This window comes from Clostridium sp. AM27-31LB (assembly GCF_003480745.1).
Taxonomy (GTDB): Bacteria; Bacillota; Clostridia; order Lachnospirales; family Lachnospiraceae; genus Butyribacter; species Butyribacter intestini.
Map to the genome: position 1 here is coordinate 154,318 of NZ_QUJS01000004.1, position 22,311 is coordinate 176,628.

General features: G+C 36.7%; 16 protein-coding genes. All 16 read left to right on the forward strand.

Translation table 11 applies throughout. The annotated features are described in order from the left end of the window. Positions 1–4: 4 nt before the first annotated feature. Positions 5–568 (forward strand): aminodeoxychorismate/anthranilate synthase component II, encoded by a 564-nt coding sequence (locus DW721_RS07845; RefSeq protein ID WP_118745402.1) that lies wholly within the window; start codon positions 5–7, stop codon positions 566–568. A 131-nt stretch (positions 569–699) separates the two neighbouring features. Further along, entirely contained in the window at positions 700–1,707 is a 1,008-nt protein-coding gene (trpD, locus tag DW721_RS07850; RefSeq protein ID WP_118745403.1) for an anthranilate phosphoribosyltransferase, read from the forward strand. 2 nt (positions 1,708–1,709) lie between these two features. Next, positions 1,710–2,516 carry an indole-3-glycerol phosphate synthase TrpC gene (gene trpC, locus DW721_RS07855; protein WP_118745404.1) on the forward strand — a complete coding sequence of 269 codons (807 nt, stop codon included), beginning with the start codon at positions 1,710–1,712 and terminating at the stop codon, positions 2,514–2,516. Positions 2,517–2,648: 132 nt separating this feature from the next. Beyond that, on the forward strand, positions 2,649–3,833 hold the full coding sequence (gene trpB, locus DW721_RS07860) for a tryptophan synthase subunit beta (RefSeq protein WP_118745405.1): 1,185 nt from the start codon (positions 2,649–2,651) through the stop codon (positions 3,831–3,833). Next, positions 3,826–4,602 (forward strand): tryptophan synthase subunit alpha, encoded by a 777-nt coding sequence (gene trpA, locus DW721_RS07865; RefSeq protein WP_118745406.1) that lies wholly within the window; start codon positions 3,826–3,828, stop codon positions 4,600–4,602. The genes trpB and trpA overlap by 8 nt, the downstream gene beginning before the upstream one ends. A gap of 478 nt (positions 4,603–5,080) precedes the next feature. Further along, positions 5,081–6,952: a diguanylate cyclase gene (locus DW721_RS07870; RefSeq protein WP_182436263.1), complete on the forward strand. Its 1,872-nt coding sequence runs from the start codon at positions 5,081–5,083 to the stop codon at positions 6,950–6,952. Beyond that, positions 6,949–8,883 carry an EAL domain-containing protein gene (locus DW721_RS07875; RefSeq protein WP_118745408.1) on the forward strand — a complete coding sequence of 645 codons (1,935 nt, stop codon included), beginning with the start codon at positions 6,949–6,951 and terminating at the stop codon, positions 8,881–8,883. The genes DW721_RS07870 and DW721_RS07875 overlap by 4 nt, the downstream gene beginning before the upstream one ends. After that, complete coding sequence (locus DW721_RS07880; RefSeq protein ID WP_118745409.1) at positions 8,873–10,795, forward strand: EAL domain-containing protein; 1,923 nt, start codon at positions 8,873–8,875, stop codon at positions 10,793–10,795. Before DW721_RS07875 ends, DW721_RS07880 begins: the two co-directional genes overlap by 11 nt. A 26-nt stretch (positions 10,796–10,821) precedes the next feature. Further along, the gene (locus DW721_RS07885; RefSeq protein WP_118745410.1) at positions 10,822–13,779 is read left to right on the forward strand and encodes an insulinase family protein; all 2,958 of its coding nucleotides are present in this window, start codon (positions 10,822–10,824) and stop codon (positions 13,777–13,779) included. Between the two features lie 201 nt (positions 13,780–13,980). Next, entirely contained in the window at positions 13,981–14,889 is a 909-nt protein-coding gene (gene era, locus DW721_RS07890; RefSeq protein ID WP_022014829.1) for a GTPase Era, read from the forward strand. Between the two features lie 158 nt (positions 14,890–15,047). Beyond that, positions 15,048–15,251, forward strand: a complete 204-nt coding sequence (locus DW721_RS15900; RefSeq protein WP_022014828.1) for a hypothetical protein — start codon at positions 15,048–15,050, stop codon at positions 15,249–15,251. Continuing rightward, entirely contained in the window at positions 15,190–15,936 is a 747-nt protein-coding gene (gene recO, locus DW721_RS07895; RefSeq protein ID WP_182436265.1) for a DNA repair protein RecO, read from the forward strand. The genes DW721_RS15900 and recO overlap by 62 nt, the downstream gene beginning before the upstream one ends. A gap of 207 nt (positions 15,937–16,143) precedes the next feature. After that, a complete protein-coding gene (locus DW721_RS07900; protein ID WP_022014826.1) occupies positions 16,144–17,532 on the forward strand; it encodes a glycine--tRNA ligase in 1,389 nt (462 codons plus the stop codon). 412 nt (positions 17,533–17,944) lie between these two features. Next, on the forward strand, positions 17,945–19,303 hold the full coding sequence (locus DW721_RS07905) for a hypothetical protein (RefSeq protein WP_118745412.1): 1,359 nt from the start codon (positions 17,945–17,947) through the stop codon (positions 19,301–19,303). 706 nt (positions 19,304–20,009) lie between these two features. Beyond that, on the forward strand, positions 20,010–21,395 hold the full coding sequence (locus tag DW721_RS07910; RefSeq protein ID WP_118745413.1) for a PD-(D/E)XK nuclease family transposase: 1,386 nt from the start codon (positions 20,010–20,012) through the stop codon (positions 21,393–21,395). 178 nt (positions 21,396–21,573) lie between these two features. Continuing rightward, positions 21,574–22,251, forward strand: coding sequence for a polysaccharide deacetylase family protein (locus DW721_RS07915; RefSeq protein WP_118745414.1), 678 nt, complete (start codon positions 21,574–21,576; stop codon positions 22,249–22,251). The last annotated feature ends 60 nt before the right edge of the window (positions 22,252–22,311 follow it).

Genomic DNA, 22,311 nt, shown 5'->3' on the forward strand with positions numbered 1-22,311 from the left:
TTATATGATATTACTTATAGATAATTATGACAGTTTCTCCTACAATCTGTTTCAGTTTGTGGGAACGATAAATCCAGATACTAAGGTGATAAGAAATGATGAGCTGACGGTAAGTGAGATTGAAAAACTTGCACCGAGTCATATTATTATATCACCCGGCCCCGGAAAGCCGGCTGATGCGGGAGTATGTGAGGATGTTATACAATATTTTAAAGGAAAGATACCTATTCTTGGTGTTTGTCTCGGTCATCAGGCAATATGTGAGACATTTGGAGCAGAAGTTACATATGCACCTAAACTTATGCACGGTAAGCAGTCAGAGGTTAAACTTGATGAGGACTGTAAGATTTTTAGGGAGATAGGTGACAGGGCAAAGGTGGCGAGATACCATTCGCTTATCGCAAAAAAAGATACAATACCTGATGAGCTTATTGTAACGGCGGTCACAGATGACGGTGAGGTAATGGCGGTAAAGCACAGGGATTATGAAATATATGGTGTTCAGTTCCATCCAGAATCAATAATGACACCTGACGGCATGAAAATGTTAGAGAATTTCTTTGAGTAACGATTTAGTTACATATAGTATTAGATATAGGCAGGATGATTATAAAGGCAACATTATGATATGACAAAACTCATTTTGTAGATGTTGTATGGAAATATTAAGATATTAATATAAAAATGGAGGGTTTGAACATGATAAAAGAAGCAATAAATACACTTGTAAACGGCAAAGACCTTACTGACGAGGTTATGACACAGGTAATGGAAGAGATTATGACGGGGGAAGCAACTGACGCACAGAAAGCATCATTTCTTACTGCTCTTTCGATAAAAGGTGAAACTATCGACGAGATAACAGCGGCAGCAAAGGTAATGTCATCAAAATGTACACCTTTTAACAATGAGGGTGATGCTCTTGAGATTGTAGGAACGGGCGGAGATAAGGCAAATTCATTTAATATATCTACACTTTCTGCAATCGTAGCCGCAGCAGCAGGAGTTCATGTTGCAAAGCATGGAAACAGGGCAGCATCCAGCAAATGCGGAACTGCTGATTGTCTTGAGGCACTTGGAGTTAAGATTGATATTGAGCCGGAGCACAGCGAAAAACTTTTGAAAGAGGATGGAATATGCTTCTTATTTGCACAGAAATATCATCCTGCAATGCGTTTTGTAGGTGCAGTCAGAAAAGAGATGGGAATACGCACAATGTTTAATGTACTCGGTCCACTCTCAAATCCGGCAAGGGCAAATATGCAGCTTATGGGTGTATATGATGAAAAACTTGTGGAGCCGCTTGCTCATGTACTTAAAAATCTCGGACTTAAAAAACTTATGGTAGTTTATGGAATGGATTGTCTTGATGAGATTTCACTTTCAGCACCGACAAAAGTTTGTGAGTACAGAGACGGTGAGGTTAAGAGTTATGAGATAACACCGGAGCAGTTTGGATTTACACGCTGCAAGAAAGAGGACCTTGTCGGTGGAGAACCTGCTGCAAATGCACAGATAGCAAGAGAAATTCTTGACGGAGTTGAGGGACCAAAGATGGATGCGGTATTACTTAATGCCGGAGCGGCTATCTATATCGCAACAGACGGAATTACAATAGAGCAGGGAATTGAAAAAGCAAAAGAAATGATAACAAGCGGAAAAGCTAAGGCAAAACTTGAACAGTTTATAGAGGACAGCAACAAATAGAAATGGAGAAAACATTGAACATATTAGAAGAAATTGCGGCAAAGACAAGGGAGCGTGTAGCCGAGGAGAAAAATAAAGTTTCTCTTGAAGAAATGAAACAACAAGCCGAAAGTCTTAACACTGAAACTGGTTTTCCGTTTGAAAATGCGATTAAAGAGGGAAGTCTTTCATTTATATGTGAAGTGAAAAAGGCTTCACCGTCTAAAGGACTTATAGCCGGGGATTTTCCTTATGTCGAGATAGCAAAGGAATATGAAAAAGGCGGTGCGAGTGCCATATCAGTACTGACTGAGCCGTATTGGTTTATGGGCAGCAACGAATATTTAAAAGAGATAAGGGCTGCGGTAGATATTCCTATAATAAGAAAGGATTTTACCGTTGACGAGTATATGATATATGAAGCAAAGGTTATCGGAGCTGATGCGGTGCTTCTCATATGTGCGATACTTGATGATGATAGCCTTAAAAAATATATGCAGACAGCAGATAAACTTGGACTCAGTGCCCTTGTTGAAACGCATGACGAAGAAGAAGTTAATAGAGCGGTCAAAGCGGGAGCAAGACTTATCGGTGTAAACAACAGGGATTTAAGAAATTTTACTGTTGATATAAATAACAGTCTCAGACTTAGAAATCTCGTGCCGGATAATATTACTTTTGTTTCAGAGAGTGGGATAAAAGGTGAGAAAGAGATAAGAGAGCTTGCACAGGGAAAAGTTGACGGTGTGCTTATCGGTGAGACTATGATGCGTGCCGGAGAGAGCCGCATTGAGACTTTAAAGTCACTTATAAAAGCAGGACAGATTTGATAAATGCTGAAAGAAAATTTGAAGTGTTTGCAAAATGTGTATAGATGTGGCAATTCGTAACATTATTTTATGATTGCGGTTATGATGAGAATATAACTTAATGATGTAGTCAGATTATGGAGGATAAACAGAATGAGTAAGGGAAGATTTGGTGTTCATGGAGGGCAGTACATACCTGAAACACTTATGAACGAGATACAGAAACTTGAAGAAGCATATGAATTTTACAAGAAAGATGAGCAGTTTAATAAAGAACTCGACACACTTCTCAAAGAATATGCGGGCAGACCTTCACTTCTTTACTATGCAGAGAAGATGACAAGGGATTTAGGCGGAGCAAAGATTTATTTTAAGAGAGAGGATTTAAACCATACAGGTTCTCACAAGATAAATAATGTACTCGGTCAGGCACTTCTCGCAAAGAAGATGGGAAAGACAAGGATTATCGCAGAGACAGGAGCAGGCCAGCATGGTGTTGCAACAGCTACAGCAGCAGCACTTCTCGACCTTGAATGTGAGATATACATGGGTAAGGAAGATACTATTCGTCAGGCTCTCAATGTATATCGTATGGAGCTTCTCGGTGCTAAGGTACACCCTGTTGAGACCGGTACTAAGACACTTAAAGATGCAGTAAACGAGTGTATGAGAGAGTGGACTAACAGAATTGACGATACGCTCTATGTACTCGGTTCGGTTATGGGACCACATCCGTTCCCTACAATAGTAAGGGATTTCCAAAGTGTCATAAGCCGTGAAGCGAGAGCACAGATACTTGAAAAAGAGGGCAGACTTCCTGATGTGGTAATGGCTTGTGTCGGCGGCGGAAGCAATTCTATGGGAATGTTCTATGAATTTATCAATGATAAAGATGTAAAACTTATCGGATGCGAAGCAGCAGGACTTGGAGTTGACACTGACAAGACAGCCGCAACAATGGCAACCGGTACAGAGGGAATCTTCCACGGTATGAAATCTTATTTCTGTCAGGATGAATATGGTCAGATAGCACCTGTATATTCAATCTCAGCCGGACTTGATTATCCGGGAGTAGGACCTGAGCACGCATATCTTAAAGATATAGGCAGGGCAGAATATGTTCCGGTGACAGATGAGGAAGCGGTAAACGCATTTGAATATATTGCAAAAGAAGAGGGAATAATCGCAGCTATCGAGAGCTCACACGCAGTAGCCCATGTTATGAAGATAGCACCGAAGATGGATAAAGACCAGATAATCATCTGTTGTCTTTCAGGACGAGGAGACAAGGATGTGGCAGCAATAGCAAGATACAGGGGGATTGATTTACATGAATAGAATAAGTAAGGCATTTGAAGATAAAAAAGCATTTATACCATTTATAACGGCGGGAGATCCAAATCTTGAAAAGACTGAGGAGTTTATCCTTGAGATGGAAAAGGCGGGAGCTGCACTTGTTGAGATAGGAATTCCGTTTTCAGACCCGATAGCAGAAGGACCGGTTATACAGGAAGCTAATATAAGGTCGCTTTCAGGTGGCTGCACTACAGACAAGATTTTTGATATGGTAAGCTCACTTCGTAAAAAAACGGATATACCTCTTGTATTTATGGGGTACGCAAACTCACTTTACAAGTACGGTTATGAGAGATTTTGTGCAAAATGTCAGGAGATAGGAATAGACGGACTTATAATACCTGATATTCCATACGAGGAAAAAGATGAACTTGCACCGATAGCGGAAAAATACGGAATGTATCTTATATCAATGATAGCACCTACCTCAGAAAAGCGTATTCAGATGATAGCAAAAGAAGCAAAGGGCTTTATATATGTCGTATCCTCACTTGGCGTAACAGGTGTCAGAAGCGAGATAAAGACGGATATTGAAAGCATTGTAAAGTCAGTAAAAGAAGTGACAGACACACCGGCAGCAGTCGGCTTTGGAATAAACACACCTGAACAGGTAAATAAATATACAAAGATAGCAGACGGAGCGATAGTCGGAAGTGCCATCATAAAGATAGTTGCAAAATACGGCGGAGATGCAGGAAAGTATATCTATGATTATGTAAAAGAGATGACTGGCGGACTTGCTGAAAAATAATGAGCGGCGATATGCTGACTTGAAAAAACGGAGCAGAGATATAACTGCTCCGTTTTTTTGCTGCATAGGAAAATACTCGTAATATAGTGTGGATGCCAACGAGAATTGCGAAGCAATTTCTGTTAGCAAAACACTGGATTTGCCTTCTTTGCCATTATCATAAAAAGTAACAGTTCAGCCCCTCATTTATTACATTCGTAAACCTGCCAGCAAGCTGTCAGTCGCTGTTATGCAGCTTGTGTTTATTTCATTTCATAAATGAAAGGCTATTCCGCCCCAAAAAACAAGTCAATAATACATTGAGCAAGCTCATGTATTATTGACTTATCTTTTTTGGGGCTGAACTGTTACAAAAACGATACAAAGAATTGCGATATAGAAGAGATTGTGATATTATAAAGATGGTTTTTGTTAAAAAAATGGAGAATACATACATTTAGAGGTATGGAGTTTACGGAAGTAAATGAGGCACAGGATTATGAAAAAAAATAAGATGATAAATTTAAAAAAAATATGTTATCTGCTGTTGATTATATCTGTATTAAGTGGGATTTTCACGGTAGTATGCTTTGGCAGAGAACTTAGAGGAAATAATGTAAGCAATATAAAAAAGGTTGTAAATAGCAATGCATGTATTGGAAAAGCTTATTTTGAAGAGATATTTAGTGAAAGAATTTCCAATATGGAGCTACTTGCTGAGAGGATTTCCGAACAGGATCTTAGTAACAGAGGAGAACTTGCAGCCGTATTTGAAGAGCTTAATGGTTATTTTGATGATATATCCATACTTGATATAAACGGTATAAGATTATACGGAAACTGCCTTTATAAGTCCGTGAGCAACAGCGAGGGATTTGAAAAAGCACTTGATAAAAAAGCAAATGTGGCTGATGAGATAACGATAAATTATGAGGGAAATGATGAGATAAACATATTTGCACCGGTTATATATAAAAATAAAGTCAGGGCAGTAATCGTAGGCTCAATGCTTCTTCGTGATTTGAAGAATAAACTTATTGCTTCAGGAATAACAAAATATGGCAGTGTAATCATTGTATCCGACAGTGGGGATGTGCTTGCAGATACGAATGTCAGCTCAAAACTTGAAATATCGGCAGATACAAATATTTTTACATATCTAAATGAATGTAAGGTATATGGAGGAATTGACAACAGTGGAGTGAGAACAAGCATAAGGAACGCAAGAGAGACAGATTTTTTATTCAGGCATAACAAATACAACTATATAGTGACCACGGCTCCAACACGTATAAATAATTGGTCGTTTATGTTTGTATCAAAAGGCAGCAGAAATAATTTGTCGGAGTTTTTTATCACAAGCAAAAGCATGAACTTTATCAAGATACTTTTAGTTAATCTGATATGCATTATGACGTTGCTTATATTTGCGGTAAAAAGCAGGGAAAAGTTATTGGATATTGAGAAGATTTACGATGCAGTCAGTAAAATTGACAAGACTATAATATTCCAATATTATTTTAATCCTAAAAAATTTGAACTAAAAGATAAATTTGGGATAATCATTGATAAAGGAACAAAACCGCTGATGGGTGAAGCTATATATGATGTTTATGATTATATTCATCCTGACGATTTATCTATAAGGAGCAGATTAAGAAAATTTTTTGAGAGTAAAGAGGATTTCTTTACATCTGAAGTCAGAGTGCTCAACAGGAACGGCGAATATGACTGGTACAGGGTGTCAGGCTTTGTGGAGAGAGAGGATAATGGTTCCCCAAAATGTTTCATAGGTAAACTTATGGATGCTTCAAAGCAGATCACAATGGAGAAAAATCTTGTTCAGAGAGCAGAAAATGATATGCTTACAGGTGTTTTAAACAAAAAGACGATAGAAGAAAAGATGGGATTGCTTCTCAATGAAAATAAATCAGACAGGTACTATATATTTTATATGGTAGACCTTGATAATTTCAAAAATGTCAATGACACTTTAGGACACATATATGGTGACAAAGCAATAGCTGACACAGGGGCAGAGCTTAGCAAAATCTTCAAGAATGATGCCTTAGTAGGAAGGCTTGGAGGTGATGAGTTTGCCGTCTGTTCAGTGTACGATGCCTTTGACGATGAGAGCCTTAAGGAGTATATCATAAAAAAGGCTGAACAGGTTAAAAAGGCAAATCAGCGAAGTTATACGGATGGGGTAAATGTTGTCAATATAACGAGCAGTATAGGGGTTTCGGTTGCACCAAAGGATGGAAATGATTTTGAAACGATATATAAAAAGGCAGATTCAGCACTATATCATTCAAAAAATACGGGTAAAGACCGTTATACATTATACAATGGAGAGTTGTGGAAAAAATGATAAATTATATCTATGCGTATGAAATCGTAGCTTTATTTTTGATAGGACTGGTAACCTTTTTTTATCATTATAAAAACTGGCTGCCGTTATACAGGAACAGGTTCTTTTCAGATCTGTTGCATATATTACTTGGAGTAGTCACCATAGAGTTGGTAAAGAGACTTGGAGAAAGTGGACTTATAAGGCTTTCAAACAGTGTCAGCGTCATACTTACGGCATTTTCTTTTGCAGGGGTTATAGTGGCATCAGTATTATTCTGGCTGTATTATCTTGCACAGACATTATCTCTTACATTTTTAAAAAGAAAAGTGGCCGTCATAATGTTTATACCTGCAGTTATTACGATGGTGGCGGTATTTGCTTCGATTTATAATAAAAAAATCTTTTATGTCAGAAACGGAATCATATATTATAAAGAAAATTCATTGAGATTGTTTTCAGTTGTTATAATATTTTATGTTCTTTCAGGTATTTATGCACTTACTAAAACAAGAAAAAAGCTTGGAATAAAACAGTATATCTTTATGCAGACATGGAATATCGTAATAATATGTTTCTTAGGATTATATTATCTTCCGAAAAAGAAGCTTATGCTCATATATTATTGTGTGGCGGCAGTAATCATAATATATTACCTTATCAGACACAATGTAGATATGTATATTGTGAGTGCAAGCGGCTGTTTCTCAATGGCAGGATTTAAGAAGGTTATAGAGGAAAAAATAAAATATAATAAAAGTTTTTATTGTATTTCAGTGTGTGCAAGCAGTATGCAGAATATGTCAAATTACTGTCTTGAGGATGAGATAAACCAGGTTCATGCTATTCTGGGTGAACTACTCAGAAAATTTGGTGGACGGCACAATGTTTATCATATACACAGTTATGAATATGTAATAGTAGTAAAAAACAAAAAAGATGTCAAAAGAATTTATGATGAACTCAAGTATGAACTTCCCGGGACAATAAGGATAAATGATAAAAATATAAGTATGTATTATAAATTTTACATTGTGGGGAATGTTGATTCACAATATTCGTTATCTGATTTTTTGCGAATTATCCTCAGTATGAAAAAAATTGCAACAGAGGATTCATTAGACAGGGAAGTTGTCTTATATGATGGTGAGGTAAAGGAAAGGATAGAAAGAGAGCTTGAGAATATAAGACTTATAAGGTCGATGCTTGAGAATGATGAATGTAAGCTTGAATGTATGCCGGTATATGATGTTAGCAAAAAAGAGGTAAACGGACTTGAGATAAATCCGGTCATTAAGACAGGTGACAGAAGAATTTCTATAGAGGAAGTCTGGGAGATGTCAAGAGAAATAGGCTGCAGCAGAGATGTAAATATAATGTTCTTAAAAAATATATTAAAGTTTACCAAAAGGGAAAAACTTTTTGAAAAGGGAATCAGTCATATCAGGGTAAATGTAGCCGGATTTCATATAGTATCAGAAGCAATATGTGAAGAATTTATGAGTTATATAAGAGAATATGGCATAAATCCTGAAAATATAATTTTGGAAGTATATATCGGTGTGGAACTGCCTGAGGATGTTCTTGCAAAAAGCATAGCATATTTCAGAAAATACGGAGTTTCTGTTATATGGGATCACTTTGGAATAAAAGCATGCAATCTTAAAAATCTTATGGAAATGCCTTTTTCGGGTGTAAAGATAAGTCATCAGCTGGTGGCCAGATACTGCAGTGAAAAGAGTATGCAGCTTATATATCTTATACGCATGTTTAAAAAAAAGGGGTGGATAGTATGTCTGGATGGAGTTGGTTGTCAGGAGGATTTTAAATTGGTTACAAAGATGAATGTCGATTATGTTCAGGGAGAGAAAATGATAGAATTTATCTCGGAAGACAGTATAGAAAAATTCCTCTCAGAGTTAGCGGAAGGGGGAATTTTAAATGATATATAATATACATTTTGAACTGGCGACGGCTGTAATGCTGTTTATACTGGTTTTGGTATATTTTATCAGGGAAAGCCTGCCGATAAGAAGAAACAGACAGTTTTTGAAAACTCTTTTCTTTCTTATTGTTGATACGATTTTAAGTGCATTACAGTGTTATGCCGGTGGCTTTGTTGGGAAAATACCGGATATTTATATATGTGTGCTTAATATATTTGTTTATCTGACAGGTATCATATTTATTGTATGCTATAACAGTTATGTATTGTCAATTTTTCATTATAAAAAAGTGATAAATTTTTATTCCGTTATAAATTATGGTATTTTCCTTGCAGCAGCTATTTTAATCGTTACAAGTCCACTGACAGGGTGGTATTTTTATATAGGAAGTGATGGGATAATTCATTCTGGAATGGCGAGAAACATAATGAATGTGCTGTATCTGATAACAATGTTTATGACGATAGCTGTTGCAAAAATGTCAGGAAAAAAGAAAGATAAGAAATTATACAGAATGATACTTGTAACCGATATTATCATAACAATGGCAGCGATTGCTGATAGCATTAGTAAAAATAGTGTTGGAATTACAATGATAGTTGCAAATATGTGTACATTTTTGTTATATTTTTCAATGAAAAGTCCTGATTATTATCTTGACATAAGGACAGGAAGATTTAATCTTAATGGTTTTATGGAAGTGCTCAGGGAAAAAATTGATTACAATGAAAGTGTGTCATGTTTTCTTATAAGAGTTCAGAATTATCATGCAATATGCAGGATATACGATGAGGAAAGCTTACAGGAAGTCCAGAGACAGATTGCTGAAATATTATATTATAAGGCTGAGGATAAAAACATATATCATATAGGTGCAGCAACATTTGCGGTATTTGTTGACAGCACGGAGATGGCGAAGAAACTGTATGAGAAAGTGGTTAAGGTAATGCCGCATCAGTGGAATGTCAAGAGAGAGGCGTTATCACATGAGTACAGTTATTATTATGTGACATATCCGGATGATTCAGATGATGCCGAAGATATAATTCAGCGTATCCACTATGCGAGGTCAGATCATAAAGGGCACCACAAGCCAAATGAACTTATACATCTTAGAAAGGAAGCTCTTGAGGAAGCGAGGAGATTTAAGGAAGTTGCCCACAGGATTGAGGAGGCTATTCTAGACAATTCCCTGGAGTTAAATTTTCAGCCGATATATTCTTTTGAAAAAAACAGGATTACATCTCTTGAAGTTTTGTCGAGATTAAAAGATGGAAAACATAATTATATAAACCCTGAGTATTTTATTCATGTGGCAGAGATAAATCATACAATAATACAGTTAAGCAGGCAGATGTTTGAAAAGACCTGTCGTTTTGCTGTTGACAACAATATATTTGACAGGGGAATAAATGATATGAACATCAATATTTCGCCTATTCAATGTCAGGATAAGCATCTTGTTCAGGATTTAAAAAAGATTGCCGCAAAATATGGTATTCCATTTGAAAGATTTCATTTTGAAATAACGGAGAGCAGGCTCACCGACGAAAAAGCGGTAAGAGAAACTCTTACTAAGTTAAAGGAAAACGGAGCCAAGATAGCACTTGATGATTTTGGAACCGGTTATTCAAATATTGCGAGCATAATGCTTATGCCTATTGATTTTGTTAAAATTGATAAGAGTCTTTTGTGGTCATACGCAAGTGGTGATAATGAATTTTTGAATGAACTTATGCCAATGATAAGAGGAGAGGGAAAAAAGATAATTGCAGAAGGTATAGAAACGGAGGAGCACATTGAGATACTTAGAAGAATGGGTGGAGATTTTCTTCAGGGATATTATTATTCAAAACCATTAAATGAAGAAAACTTTATCAGATTTTTAGATGCCCGTAACAATGGTGCAGAAGCATGATTAAAAATAAATTTAGGAGGCTTTAGATGGCTAAGAGTATTAAGAGTTTAAATGAAGTAAAAATACCTGAAACTTATGAGTTGGTAAATGGAGAGTATGTAAAAGAAGTTGACAGCTTTATGCTTACACTTAAGCATAAATTGAGTGGTGCGAGAGTTCTTATATTCAGCAATGAAGATGATAATAAAGTATTTGATATTGCATTCCGCACACCACCTAAGGATGCGACCGGAGTGCCGCATATCATAGAGCATACGGTGTTATGTGGTTCGGAAAAATATCCTGCAAAAGATCCGTTTGTGGAACTTGTAAAAGGTTCATTAAACACATATCTTAATGCGACGACATATCCTGACAAGACTATGTATCCGGTTGCAAGCTACAATGATAAAGATTTTGCAAACCTTATGAGTGTTTACATGGATGCCGTTTTCTATCCAAATATATATAAGCATGAGGAAATCTTTAAGCAGGAGGGCTGGCACTATGAGCTTGAGAGCAAGGATGCACCGCTTACCTACAACGGTGTTGTTTACAATGAAATGAAAGGTGCTTATTCTTCAGAGGAAAGTGTTTTAGAGAGATTTACGATGAACAGCCTTTTCCCTGATAATACTTATGCACATGAGTCCGGCGGAGACCCTAAAAACATTCCTGACCTTACTTATGAGGAGTATCTTGATTTCCATAGAAAATATTATCATCCGGTAAACAGTTATATTTGTATTTATGGAGATGTTGATATAGAGGAAAGATTAAACTGGATGGATGAAAATTATCTTAAGAATTTTCCGGCAATAGAGATTGATTCACATATTGAGCCACAGAAACCTTTTGATGAGATGAAAGTTCTTTCAACAGAATATGCGGTCGCAACAGATGCAGACTGCTCAGAAAAGACATATTATTCATTCTGTACGGCAATGGATGTGACACTCGACCAGGAAAAGTGCAGGGCATTTGAACTTATCTCATATGTACTTCTTGAAATGCCGGGTGCTCCGCTTAAACAGGCAATTCTAGATGCAGGTATCGGAACAGATATAGATGCTGATTTCTGCGATATTTTAAGACAGAGTATGTTTAGTATTACTACAAAAAATGCAAAGCCGGGACTCAGGGACAAATTTTATGAGGTAATAGTGTCAACACTTAAAGAAATCGTCAAAGAGGGAATTGATAGAAAAGATCTTGAAGCTGCGATAAACAGTACGGAATTTAGGGAGAGAGAGGCTGATTTTGGGGGATTTCCAAAGGGACTTCTCTATGTATTAAAGACATTTAAGACATGGCTTTATGATGATACGCTTCCATATGACGGACTTATATATGAAGATATATATAAAAATCTCAGAGAAAAACTTGGAACAGATTATTATGAGAAACTTATCGAGGAATATATATTAGGCAATCCTCATGCAGTTCTTGTAGAGATGAATCCAAAGCCGGGACTTGCACTAGAAAACGAGAAAGCAATTGCGAAAAAGCTTGAAGATTACAAGGCTTCACTCTCAGATGAGGAGTTAGATGAGCTTGTTGCACAGACAAAGGCTCTGAAAGCATACCAGGAGGAGCAGTCACCTAAGGAAGTGCTTGAGAAAATTCCGCTTCTTAAAAGGGAGGATATAAGAAAGAAAGTAAGACCGCTGCACAATGAAGAAAAGCAGATATGTGGAGTAAAGACTATTCACCATGACATACACACAAATGGAATCATATATCTTGATATGCTCTTTGATGTGAACAGTCTTTCGGAGTATGTACCGCAGATAAGTTTTCTTGCAACACTTCTTGGATATATGGATACGACAGAGCATACATTCAGGGAGTTTGACACGGAGACTAATTTCTATTCGGGTGGTATCGGCTCTGACTTAAATATCTATTCATTATATAATTTGGAGGATGTAGAGCTTAAGTTTGATGTAAAGACAAAGACATTGGCAGGCAGGATAAAAGATACTGTAAGGCTTATGGCAGAAATGATGTTTAAGACAGTGTTCACTGATGAGAAGCATTTGAGAGAAGTCGTGGCGGAGACACGCTCAAGACTTAAAGTGCGTCTTATGTCAGCCGGACATCAGGCAGCGGTAAGTTACAGCATGGCAGGAATTACGGTTGACGGATGGTACAATGACTATTCAATGGGAATAGGATACTATGATTATCTTGTAAAACTTGACGAAAACTTTGACGGGGAGAAAGAAAAACTCATCAAAGGCTGTGAAGAACTTGTAAAAGCAATGTTTAAAAAAGAAAATATGCTTATATCATGTACCTGTGATGATGAAGATTATGCTAAGTTTGAAGAAGCAATGAGCAGTTTTATCGGAAAACTTGACGACTTTGAAAAGAAAAATAAGGCAGATGTTTCCACTCTTGAAAAATACAGACCTGATGTGAAATACAGAAAAACAGCATTTTCAACACCTGCTGAAATACAGTATGCGGCAGTGTCAGGTTCATACAAAGATGTGCCGGATGTAAATGATGGTGCGATGACAGTGACAAGACATCTTTTAAGTTATGGTTATCTCTGGAATGAAGTGAGAGTCAAAGGCGGAGCATACGGAGTAATGTGCAAATTTACAAGAGACGGCTCAGGAAGTTTTGTATCTTACAGAGACCCTAATCTCTCAGCAACTTATGAAGTATATAAAAAAGCAGCAGATTACCTTGCAACTTATGAAGCAGACGAGAGAGAAGTCACAAAAACTATCATAGGAACGATAAGCGGATTAGACACACCGCTCACACCGGCAATGGATGGAAAACGTTCAATGAACATTTATCTCACAAAAACACCGCTTGAAGTATTGCAAAAAGAGAGAGACCAGATACTCGCCTGTACAAAAGAAGATATAAGAAAAACAGCGGACGCAGTGAGAAAAGTAGCAGATGCAGAAAACATCTGTGTAATCGGAAACGAGCAGCATATAAAAGATGAAGCTTCAATGTTTGAAGTAATCAAACCACTATCATAGGAATATCAGGCAAGTAGAAAGGCGGATTGCTAATATCCGCCTGACTATTATTTATATATTATTGCTTTTTCACTGACTTATGTACTGCTGCGAGTGACAGGCAGCGAGAGCGTGCCTGCGTTATTATTTGTTAGAGATGTGCAAGTAACATATAATATAATCAGTTTCGCAATAATTATAGTATATATACGGAGGATTTACATGAAGAAATTCAAATCGGGTTTTGTGACCCTTATAGGCAGACCAAATGTCGGCAAATCAACCCTTATGAACAGACTTATCGGTCAGAAGATAGCCATAACATCAAATAAACCGCAGACGACGAGAAACCGTATCCAGACTGTTTATACAGGTGAGGAAGGACAGATAATCTTTCTTGACACTCCCGGTATTCACAAGGCTAAAAATAAACTTGGCGAGTACATGGTATCCGTTGCCGAGCGTACATTAAAGGAAGTTGATGTTATATTATGGCTTGTTGAGCCAACGACCTTTATAGGTGCAGGTGAGAGACATATCGCCGAGCAGCTTAAAAATGTTGACACACCCGTGGTTCTTGTTATCAACAAGATAGACACGGTTTCAAAAGCAGAAATACTCACTTTTATCTCAACTTACAAGGATTTGCTTGATTTTGATGATATTGTTCCGGTATCGGCACTTAAAGGTGAAAATACGGAAGATCTTATGAAAACTATATTCAGTCATCTTGAGGAGGGACCTTGCTATTACGATGAAGATACTATTACGGACCAGCCGGAGAGACAGATAGTTGCCGAGATGATAAGGGAGAAAGCTCTTAGAAATCTAAGCGAGGAAGTACCGCATGGAATAGCTGTCGGCATTGACAGGATGAGAGAACGCAGAGGAAGCAATATCATAGATATAGATGCCACGATAGTCTGTGAGAGAAACTCCCACAAGGGTATTATAATAGGAAAGCAGGGAAGTATGCTCAAAAAGATAGGCTCAGATGCGAGGAGAGATATTGAAAATCTGCTGGACTGTAAGGTTAATCTTAAGCTGTGGGTCAAGGTCAAGAAAGACTGGAGAGACAGCGATTTTCTTATGAAGAACTTTGGTTATGACAGTAAGGAGCTGGAGCAGTAAATAGCATGCCGAAAAAACATATACATATTTTTTTGCAATAGGTTTGTTCAAATCTAAATGTGTATTACCATATATGGAAATAAATGCAGGAATATAATCGTTTCATCATACAAATCATATTAGTAGCAGATATAGAAATACAAAGGAGGTTTCTTTATATGAGTGTGGAGATGATGGAACATGATGAGGATTTATGGACGAGATTTGTCAGTACTGGAAGCGTAGAGGATTATCTTAAGTACAGGACTGAGATAAGAAACAGCTTTGATGACAGTGAAATTGCTGATAAGGAAAGAAAAGATGGCAGAGACAGTTACATTTACCGGGATGATACTGACGGCATCACCGATGAAAGAATTTGATAAGAGGGTGGAGGTTCTCACAAAAGAAAGAGGTCGTATATCAGCGTTTGCAAGGGGTGCCAGGAGATTAAACAGCACCCTTTCGGCGTGTACGGTTCCTTTTACATTTGGAAAATTTACCTTTTATGAGGGAAGAAATGCTTACAATCTTGTGAGTGGAGATATAGAAACTTATTTTGAAGAGATTACGACGGATTATGATGCATTGTGTTATGCATCATATTTTGCTGAAATGGTACAGTATCTTTCAAGGGAGGGTATTGAGGCGGCGGAGGAACTTCTGCTGATGTATATTACTATGCGTGCACTTCAAAACAGAAGAATATCGTTTGAACTTATAAGAGTTATATTTGAGATGCGTCTTATGCTGACGGAAGGTGAGGGGCTGGAACTTTTCAGGTGTCTGCGCTGCGGAAAAGAGGAAGTACATAGTGTATATCTTTCAGAGGGCGGTCTTATCTGTCGGGAATGTGCGGCAAAAGACAAAAAGCTTTCAAAAGAATATCCGATGGTGCTTAGTGCAGATGCGAAATACACATTACAGTATATACTTACAAGTACCCCTGAAAAGCTTTATGCTTTTACGGTCACTGACAGTGTGCTCGATGAATTAAAGCGGTTTATGAAAAGTTATCTTACAAGGTATCTGCCGCATAAATTTAAGACTTTGGACTTTATTGTCTGAAAACATTGCAATAAATGAGGTTCAATGGTATATTTTTGTATAAGTGTTTGAATACCTGCGGAGTTAGCCGGTTGCAAGGACAATGAAGCAGGAAACCTGTTGGTTTTATACAATGGGTACACATATGCACAATAATAGTTATGGTTTACTTATTGTGTGCGTAATAAACAATTTAAAACGAACTAACAGAAATTGGAGGAAAACGACATGGAAAAGACAATGGACAAGATGGTTGCACTTGCAAAAGCAAGAGGTTTTATTTATCCGGGGTCAGAGATATATGGCGGACTTGCAAATACATGGGATTATGGAAACCTTGGTGTTGAGCTTAAAAATAATGTTAAACAGGCATGGTGGAAGAAATTCATCCGTGAGAGCAAGTACAATGTAGGAATCGACTGTGCAATCCTTATGAACCCTCAGACATGGGTAGCATCAGGTCATCTTGGAAGTTTCTCAGATCCGCTTATGGATTGTAAAGATTGTCATGAGAGATTTAGAGCAGATAAGATTATCGAAGACTATATGCAGGAAAACGGCATTGAGATAGAGGGAAGTGTTGACGGCTGGTCAAATGAAGAGATGCAGAAATACATTGAGGAACATGAGATTGCCTGCCCTTCATGTGGAAAACACAACTTTACTGAAATTCGCCAGTTCAATCTTATGTTCAAGACATTCCAGGGCGTTACCGAAGATGCTAAAAATACGGTTTATCTCCGTCCTGAGACGGCACAGGGTATTTTTGTAAACTTTAAAAATGTTCAGCGTACATCACGCAAGAAAGTGCCATTTGGTATCGGACAGATAGGTAAGTCATTCAGAAATGAGATAACACCGGGTAACTTTACATTCCGTACAAGAGAGTTTGAGCAGATGGAACTTGAATTTTTCTGCAAGCCTGACACAGACCTTGAGTGGTTTGCATACTGGAAAGATTATTGTATCAACTGGCTTAAAACACTTGGCATTAAAGAAGAAGAGATGCGTGTGCGTGACCATGAGAAAGAAGAGCTTTCTTTCTACAGTAAAGCAACATCTGATATAGAATTTCTTTTCCCATTCGGATGGGGCGAGCTTTGGGGAATAGCTGACCGTACAGACTATGATCTTACACAGCACCAGAATGTATCAGGTGAGGACATGAGCTACTTTGATGATTCGACAAATGAGAAATATATTCCATATGTAATCGAGCCATCACTCGGAGCAGACCGTGTGACACTTGCATTCCTCTGCAGTGCATATGATGAGGAAGAACTTGAGGGAGGAGATACCCGTACCGTAATGCATTTCCATCCGGCAATCGCACCTGTAAAGGTTGCAGTCCTTCCACTTTCAAAGAAACTTTCAGAGCAGGCAGAAGAAATCTATACAAAGCTTAGCAAAACATACAATTGTGAATTTGATGACAGAGGAAATATCGGAAAGAGATACCGCCGTCAGGATGAGATAGGAACTCCATATTGCATCACATATGACTTTGATTCAGTAGAGGACGGAGCAGTGACAGTTCGTGACAGAGATTCAATGGAACAGGAGCGTATCAAGATAGAAGACCTTGAGAATTACTTTGCAAATAAATTTGAGTTTTAATTGTTATTAGTAACAGTTCAGCCTTTCATTTCTTACATTCATAAACCTGCCAGCTAGCTGTCAGCCGCTGCTTTGCAGCTTTTGTTTATTTCATGTCAGAAATGAAAGGCTATTCTAGTGTACTGAACTGTTACTAATTAATTATCACCTTAAGAAAAATGTAATATTTGAAAAAAATGTGTCATGACACAACAATACCATACTTTTTAGTGCATATTACATAAAAAAATGCACATAAATCAATGTAAATTGTGGAAAAATCACATATAACATATGACTATTGTTGAAAATTGCCTATAATAATGAAAAATATACAAAGTTTTTAGGACAATTTACGATTGCGTGATTTTATAAACCATGCTAAAATCCTTGATGTAACTAAAATTAAACCAATATTAAGGGGGAAACAGAAATGAAGTTATCCACAGGAATGAAAAAAGCCCTTTCTATGTTTCTTACAGCTGCACTTGTAGTTTCAGGTGTTTATGTAAGTGATGGAAAGGCATCTGCTAAAGATCAGGTTTTAGCAGTAACAGCAGGTACTACAAACAGTATCAAAGTTGAAACGAATGTAAAAGTTGCAACAAGTGCAGAGATTACATTTGTAAAACCTTCAACTTTCGCAGGCGTTGAACTTACTGGTGCAGCAACAAACGGTGTTGTTGCAATAGCAAAGGCAGCAACAAATGCAGCAACAGCAGAGTACATAGTTGATGTTTATGCAAGCAAAGTTGTAGTAGCAACAAAAGAAGCTGTAGCAACAAAAGCTCCAGAAGCAACAAAAGCTCCAGAAGCAACAAAAGCTCCAGAAGCAACAAAGGAGCCAGCTGCAACAACAGAGGCAACAAAAGAGCCAGCTGCAACAACAGAGGCAACAAAAGAGCCAGCTGCAACAACAGAAGCAACAAAAGCAACACAGTCATTAAAATCTTCAAAGAAAGCTGCAAAAGCAGTTGAAGAAAAGACAGTTGAGAAGGTTGTTGAAGAGAAGACAAAAGTTGCTACAATCGTTGTTAAAGTTACAGCAGCAGCTACAACTCCATCAACAAAACCAGTAGCTACAGCAACAGCTCCAGCAGCAACAGCAACAGCTCCAGCAGCTACAGCAACAGCTCCAGCAGCAACAGCAACAGCTCCGGCAGCTTCAACAACACCTTCAGCAGTTCCTTCAGAGCAGCCTACAACAGCTCCTACAAAGAAGCCTGCAAAGAGTAAAGCTAAATTTACAGTAGCTAAGAAAGTTGTTATCGCAGCAGGAAAGTCTAAGACAATTAAGTACACAGCTAAGGATACAAAGGGTAAGACAATCAAAGCTAAAGTATCTAAGAAAGCTAACAAGAAGTACGCTACAGTTAAGGTTACATCAAGCAAGAAGATTAAGATTACAGTACCTAAGAAAGCTAAGAAATATAAGGGATACTATGGTACAGTAACACTTAAGGCTGGAAAGAAGACAGCTAAGATTAAGATTTATGTTCAGAACAAGACAACTAAAGCTAAGGCTGCTAAGAAGAAAGTAACAGTTAAGAAGAATAAGACAGCTAAGGTTACAGTTAAGGTTAAAGCTCAGAACAAGAAGAAAGCTACAACAGATACAGTTAAGGTTACAATTCCTAAGTCTAAGAAGAAATATTTGACATACAAGTCAGCAAAAGTTTCTAAGGGTAAAGTAGTTGTTTCACTTAAGGCTAAGAAGAAGAAAGTTAGCAAAGTACCTGTAACAATCAAAGTAGGAAGCAAGAAAGTAAAGGTAACTGTTAAAGTTAAATAATTGACCGAGCGATAGTGAGGGAAAACTTTAAAAAGTTGATAAACTTATCTTGATAATACAAATTATATACCAGCCACATGCAATAGCGTGTGGCTGGTTTTTCTTTTTTAGAAAGGGAATGATGCAAAGGGGAAATAGGGCAGACAGGAAAGAAAAGTAGGTTGGAAATTAATAATGCCAAAAGTAATAATATAAACAAGAAAGTAGTGTAAATAGAAAAGCAAACAAGGAAGTAGAGTAAAAAGAAAAGTGATACAAATAAGAAAGTAAAACAGACAAGTAATAATACAGGCAAGAGAGTAGAGCAGGTCGGAAAGCGAGGCAAACAAGAAAAGTAAAGCAAACAATGATTACATCGGCGTTTACAGTAGATAAGCGTCGATTTTTTTGTCATATATTCACAAAAAAGTCAGAGAAAATAATGCACATTGCATAAAATACTATTTGTTTGATTATTATAAAATTATCTATGTTGTAATAAAACATATAAATTATTTCATACAATATATACATATTAAAATTAAAAAATATCTGATATGATTAAATCACTAAAGGAAAACGAAAATAATTCATGAATTATAATTTTCTAATTAATCATCTAAAATCACAGATGTTCAATGAAAAATTCAACAAAAACAATAAGTATCGGTCATGCCGTAGGTGTGGACATGTAACTAACAGCATTTATACGAAAATGAGGAGGAATATGGAAGACAAAAAGATAATAAAAACACATAATGTAAAAAGTGACAATGTCAAAAACAACAATATAAAAAGTAATAATGTAAAAAGTAATGATGAAAAAAATAACAATACAGAAAGTGATAATGTAAAAAGTAACAAAGCAAAAAGTAGTAATGCAAAAAGCAATAATATCAAAAGTGATAATACAAAAAGTAATATCAAAAGTAATAATATAGAAACAAAAGGCATAACAAAACTAAAAAGATATATAGAAGAAAATTCATGTCAGGCAGAAGAACTTGAACGAAGATTATCAAAAAATCCATTGCTATATCAGGGTTATCTTGCCCTTTCAGGTGAATGGAAAAGGCGGTTTCAGGAGTATATGGCGGGAAAGAAAACATTACCGCTTACATATGACCCTTTTTTCAAAAAGCTGTTTTCAGTTGACATTCATTCAGAAAGATTATCAGATTTTATCAGTTCGGTGCTGGGTGAAAAAGTAACAGTAAAATGTATGCTGCCAAATGAAAACAGGATAGTTAATGAAGCATCACTTCTCATAATGGATATGCTGGTTGAACTGGAGGATGGTTCACTTGTAAATGTAGAAATACAAAAAATTCCATATACATTTCCGGGGCAAAGGATAACCTGCTACCTGGCTGACACAATGACGAGACAGTATGCAAAGGTAAAATCAGAAAAAGGAAATTATTTTACATACAAAGATCTTAATAAAGTGATAACAATAGTAATATACGAAAATTCACCGTCAATCTGTAAATCTGAGAATTTAAAAGGTGAATATCTGCATAAGGGAAGAATGAAATTTGACACTGGACTTGATATGGAAATGTATCAGGAATGTTATATAATAGCACTTGACGAGTTTAAGAAAAGCGAATATTATTTAAGTAATGATAAAGGAAATAATAAAAGAACGGATGTAAATGCATGGCTGTCACTTCTTGTAACTGATGATATAGAGAAGATAGATAGAAATATCGAAAAATATCCGTGGCTGGAAGAAATATATATTGAGATGGCAGAATATCTTGTAAAACCTGAGGAGGTGTTTGATATGTATTCAGAAGCATTAAGAATATTAGATGAAAATACGGTAAAGTATATGGTAGATGAACTTAAGGCTGAGAACAAGGAGTTAAGAGGTGAGAATACAGAACTGAAGGGGAAAAATACTCAGCTAGAAGGAGAGAATACGGAACTTAAGGGAATGAATGTAGAACTAAATGACAAGATAATTGATTTTCAGAAGAAACAGTTGCAACAGGACAAAAAAGAAAAGGAAGTTATCAAAAATATGTATAAAGCTAATCTTACGATAGAGCAGATAGCTGAAATCACAGGAGATGATATTGAGGTGATTAAAAACATTATTAAATAAAGCAGACTACGACAGAAAAATTCCACATACAAATATATTTAGAGAGAATTTTTTGTTGTGTGTATGTGAAAATTCAACTACAAAAATTTCAGTGTATATGAGAATAGCTGGGTGACAAAAAATTTTTGTCCCAATATTATAAGTATATAATGATGTAACAGAAAGGAAGAAAGATATAATGAAATACAGGAAAGCACTTACATTCAGTTATGATGATGGAATAGAGCAGGACAGAAAACTTGTTGAGATATTTAACAGATATGGTATGAAAGCAACATTTAATCTAAACACAGGAATACAGTCTCCTGAAAGTAATTTTGAAATAGAGGGTGTGCACATAAACAGGATGAAACAGGATGGACTTGCCGAGCTTTATAAAGGACATGAGATAGCAACACATGGTCTTACTCATGCAGCACCAACAGATATGACAAAAGAGGAACTTGACAAAGAATTTATAACGGATATGAAAAATATTGAAAAAATATATGGCACATATCCTGTAGGAATGGCATATGCGTATGGCTGTGTGAATGATACGGTAGCTGAGTATCTCAAATCAATCGGAATAAAATATGGAAGAACAGTAGAGTCATCACATTCGTTTGAAATACCAAAAGAACCTATAAAATTAAAAGCAACCTGTCACCACGATGATGAAATGCTGTTTGAACTTGCCGAAAAATTCATAAAAGCAGAACCAAAAGAGGATGAGCCGATGCTGTTTTATGTGTGGGGACACAGCTATGAATTTGATGTAAACAATAACTGGGACAGAATAGAAAAATTCTGTAAAATGATGGCAGGCAGGGACGACATTTTCTACGGAACCAATAGGGAGTGTCTTGTTGATTGATTTTGGATTATAGTATATTTTTTGAAATTATGATAACAAACAGGAGAAGCCGTATATATA

What these genes read in the sequence shown, in the direction of transcription:
- DW721_RS07905 (WP_118745412.1), top strand. Translation starts at nt 17,945, where the DNA reads ATGAAGTTATCCACAGGAATGAAAAAAGCCCTTTCTATGTTTCTTACA.
- DW721_RS07910 (WP_118745413.1), top strand. Translation starts at nt 20,010, where the DNA reads ATGGAAGACAAAAAGATAATAAAAACACATAATGTAAAAAGTGACAAT.
- trpB (WP_118745405.1), top strand. Translation starts at nt 2,649, where the DNA reads ATGAGTAAGGGAAGATTTGGTGTTCATGGAGGGCAGTACATACCTGAA.
- DW721_RS15900 (WP_022014828.1), top strand. Translation starts at nt 15,048, where the DNA reads ATGAGTGTGGAGATGATGGAACATGATGAGGATTTATGGACGAGATTT.
- DW721_RS07845 (WP_118745402.1), top strand. Translation starts at nt 5, where the DNA reads ATGATATTACTTATAGATAATTATGACAGTTTCTCCTACAATCTGTTT.
- DW721_RS07875 (WP_118745408.1), top strand. Translation starts at nt 6,949, where the DNA reads ATGATAAATTATATCTATGCGTATGAAATCGTAGCTTTATTTTTGATA.
- DW721_RS07885 (WP_118745410.1), top strand. Translation starts at nt 10,822, where the DNA reads ATGGCTAAGAGTATTAAGAGTTTAAATGAAGTAAAAATACCTGAAACT.
- trpC (WP_118745404.1), top strand. Translation starts at nt 1,710, where the DNA reads ATGGAGAAAACATTGAACATATTAGAAGAAATTGCGGCAAAGACAAGG.
- DW721_RS07870 (WP_182436263.1), top strand. Translation starts at nt 5,081, where the DNA reads ATGAAAAAAAATAAGATGATAAATTTAAAAAAAATATGTTATCTGCTG.
- recO (WP_182436265.1), top strand. Translation starts at nt 15,190, where the DNA reads ATGGCAGAGACAGTTACATTTACCGGGATGATACTGACGGCATCACCG.
- DW721_RS07900 (WP_022014826.1), top strand. Translation starts at nt 16,144, where the DNA reads ATGGAAAAGACAATGGACAAGATGGTTGCACTTGCAAAAGCAAGAGGT.
- era (WP_022014829.1), top strand. Translation starts at nt 13,981, where the DNA reads ATGAAGAAATTCAAATCGGGTTTTGTGACCCTTATAGGCAGACCAAAT.
- DW721_RS07880 (WP_118745409.1), top strand. Translation starts at nt 8,873, where the DNA reads ATGATATATAATATACATTTTGAACTGGCGACGGCTGTAATGCTGTTT.
- trpA (WP_118745406.1), top strand. Translation starts at nt 3,826, where the DNA reads ATGAATAGAATAAGTAAGGCATTTGAAGATAAAAAAGCATTTATACCA.
- trpD (WP_118745403.1), top strand. Translation starts at nt 700, where the DNA reads ATGATAAAAGAAGCAATAAATACACTTGTAAACGGCAAAGACCTTACT.
- DW721_RS07915 (WP_118745414.1), top strand. Translation starts at nt 21,574, where the DNA reads ATGAAATACAGGAAAGCACTTACATTCAGTTATGATGATGGAATAGAG.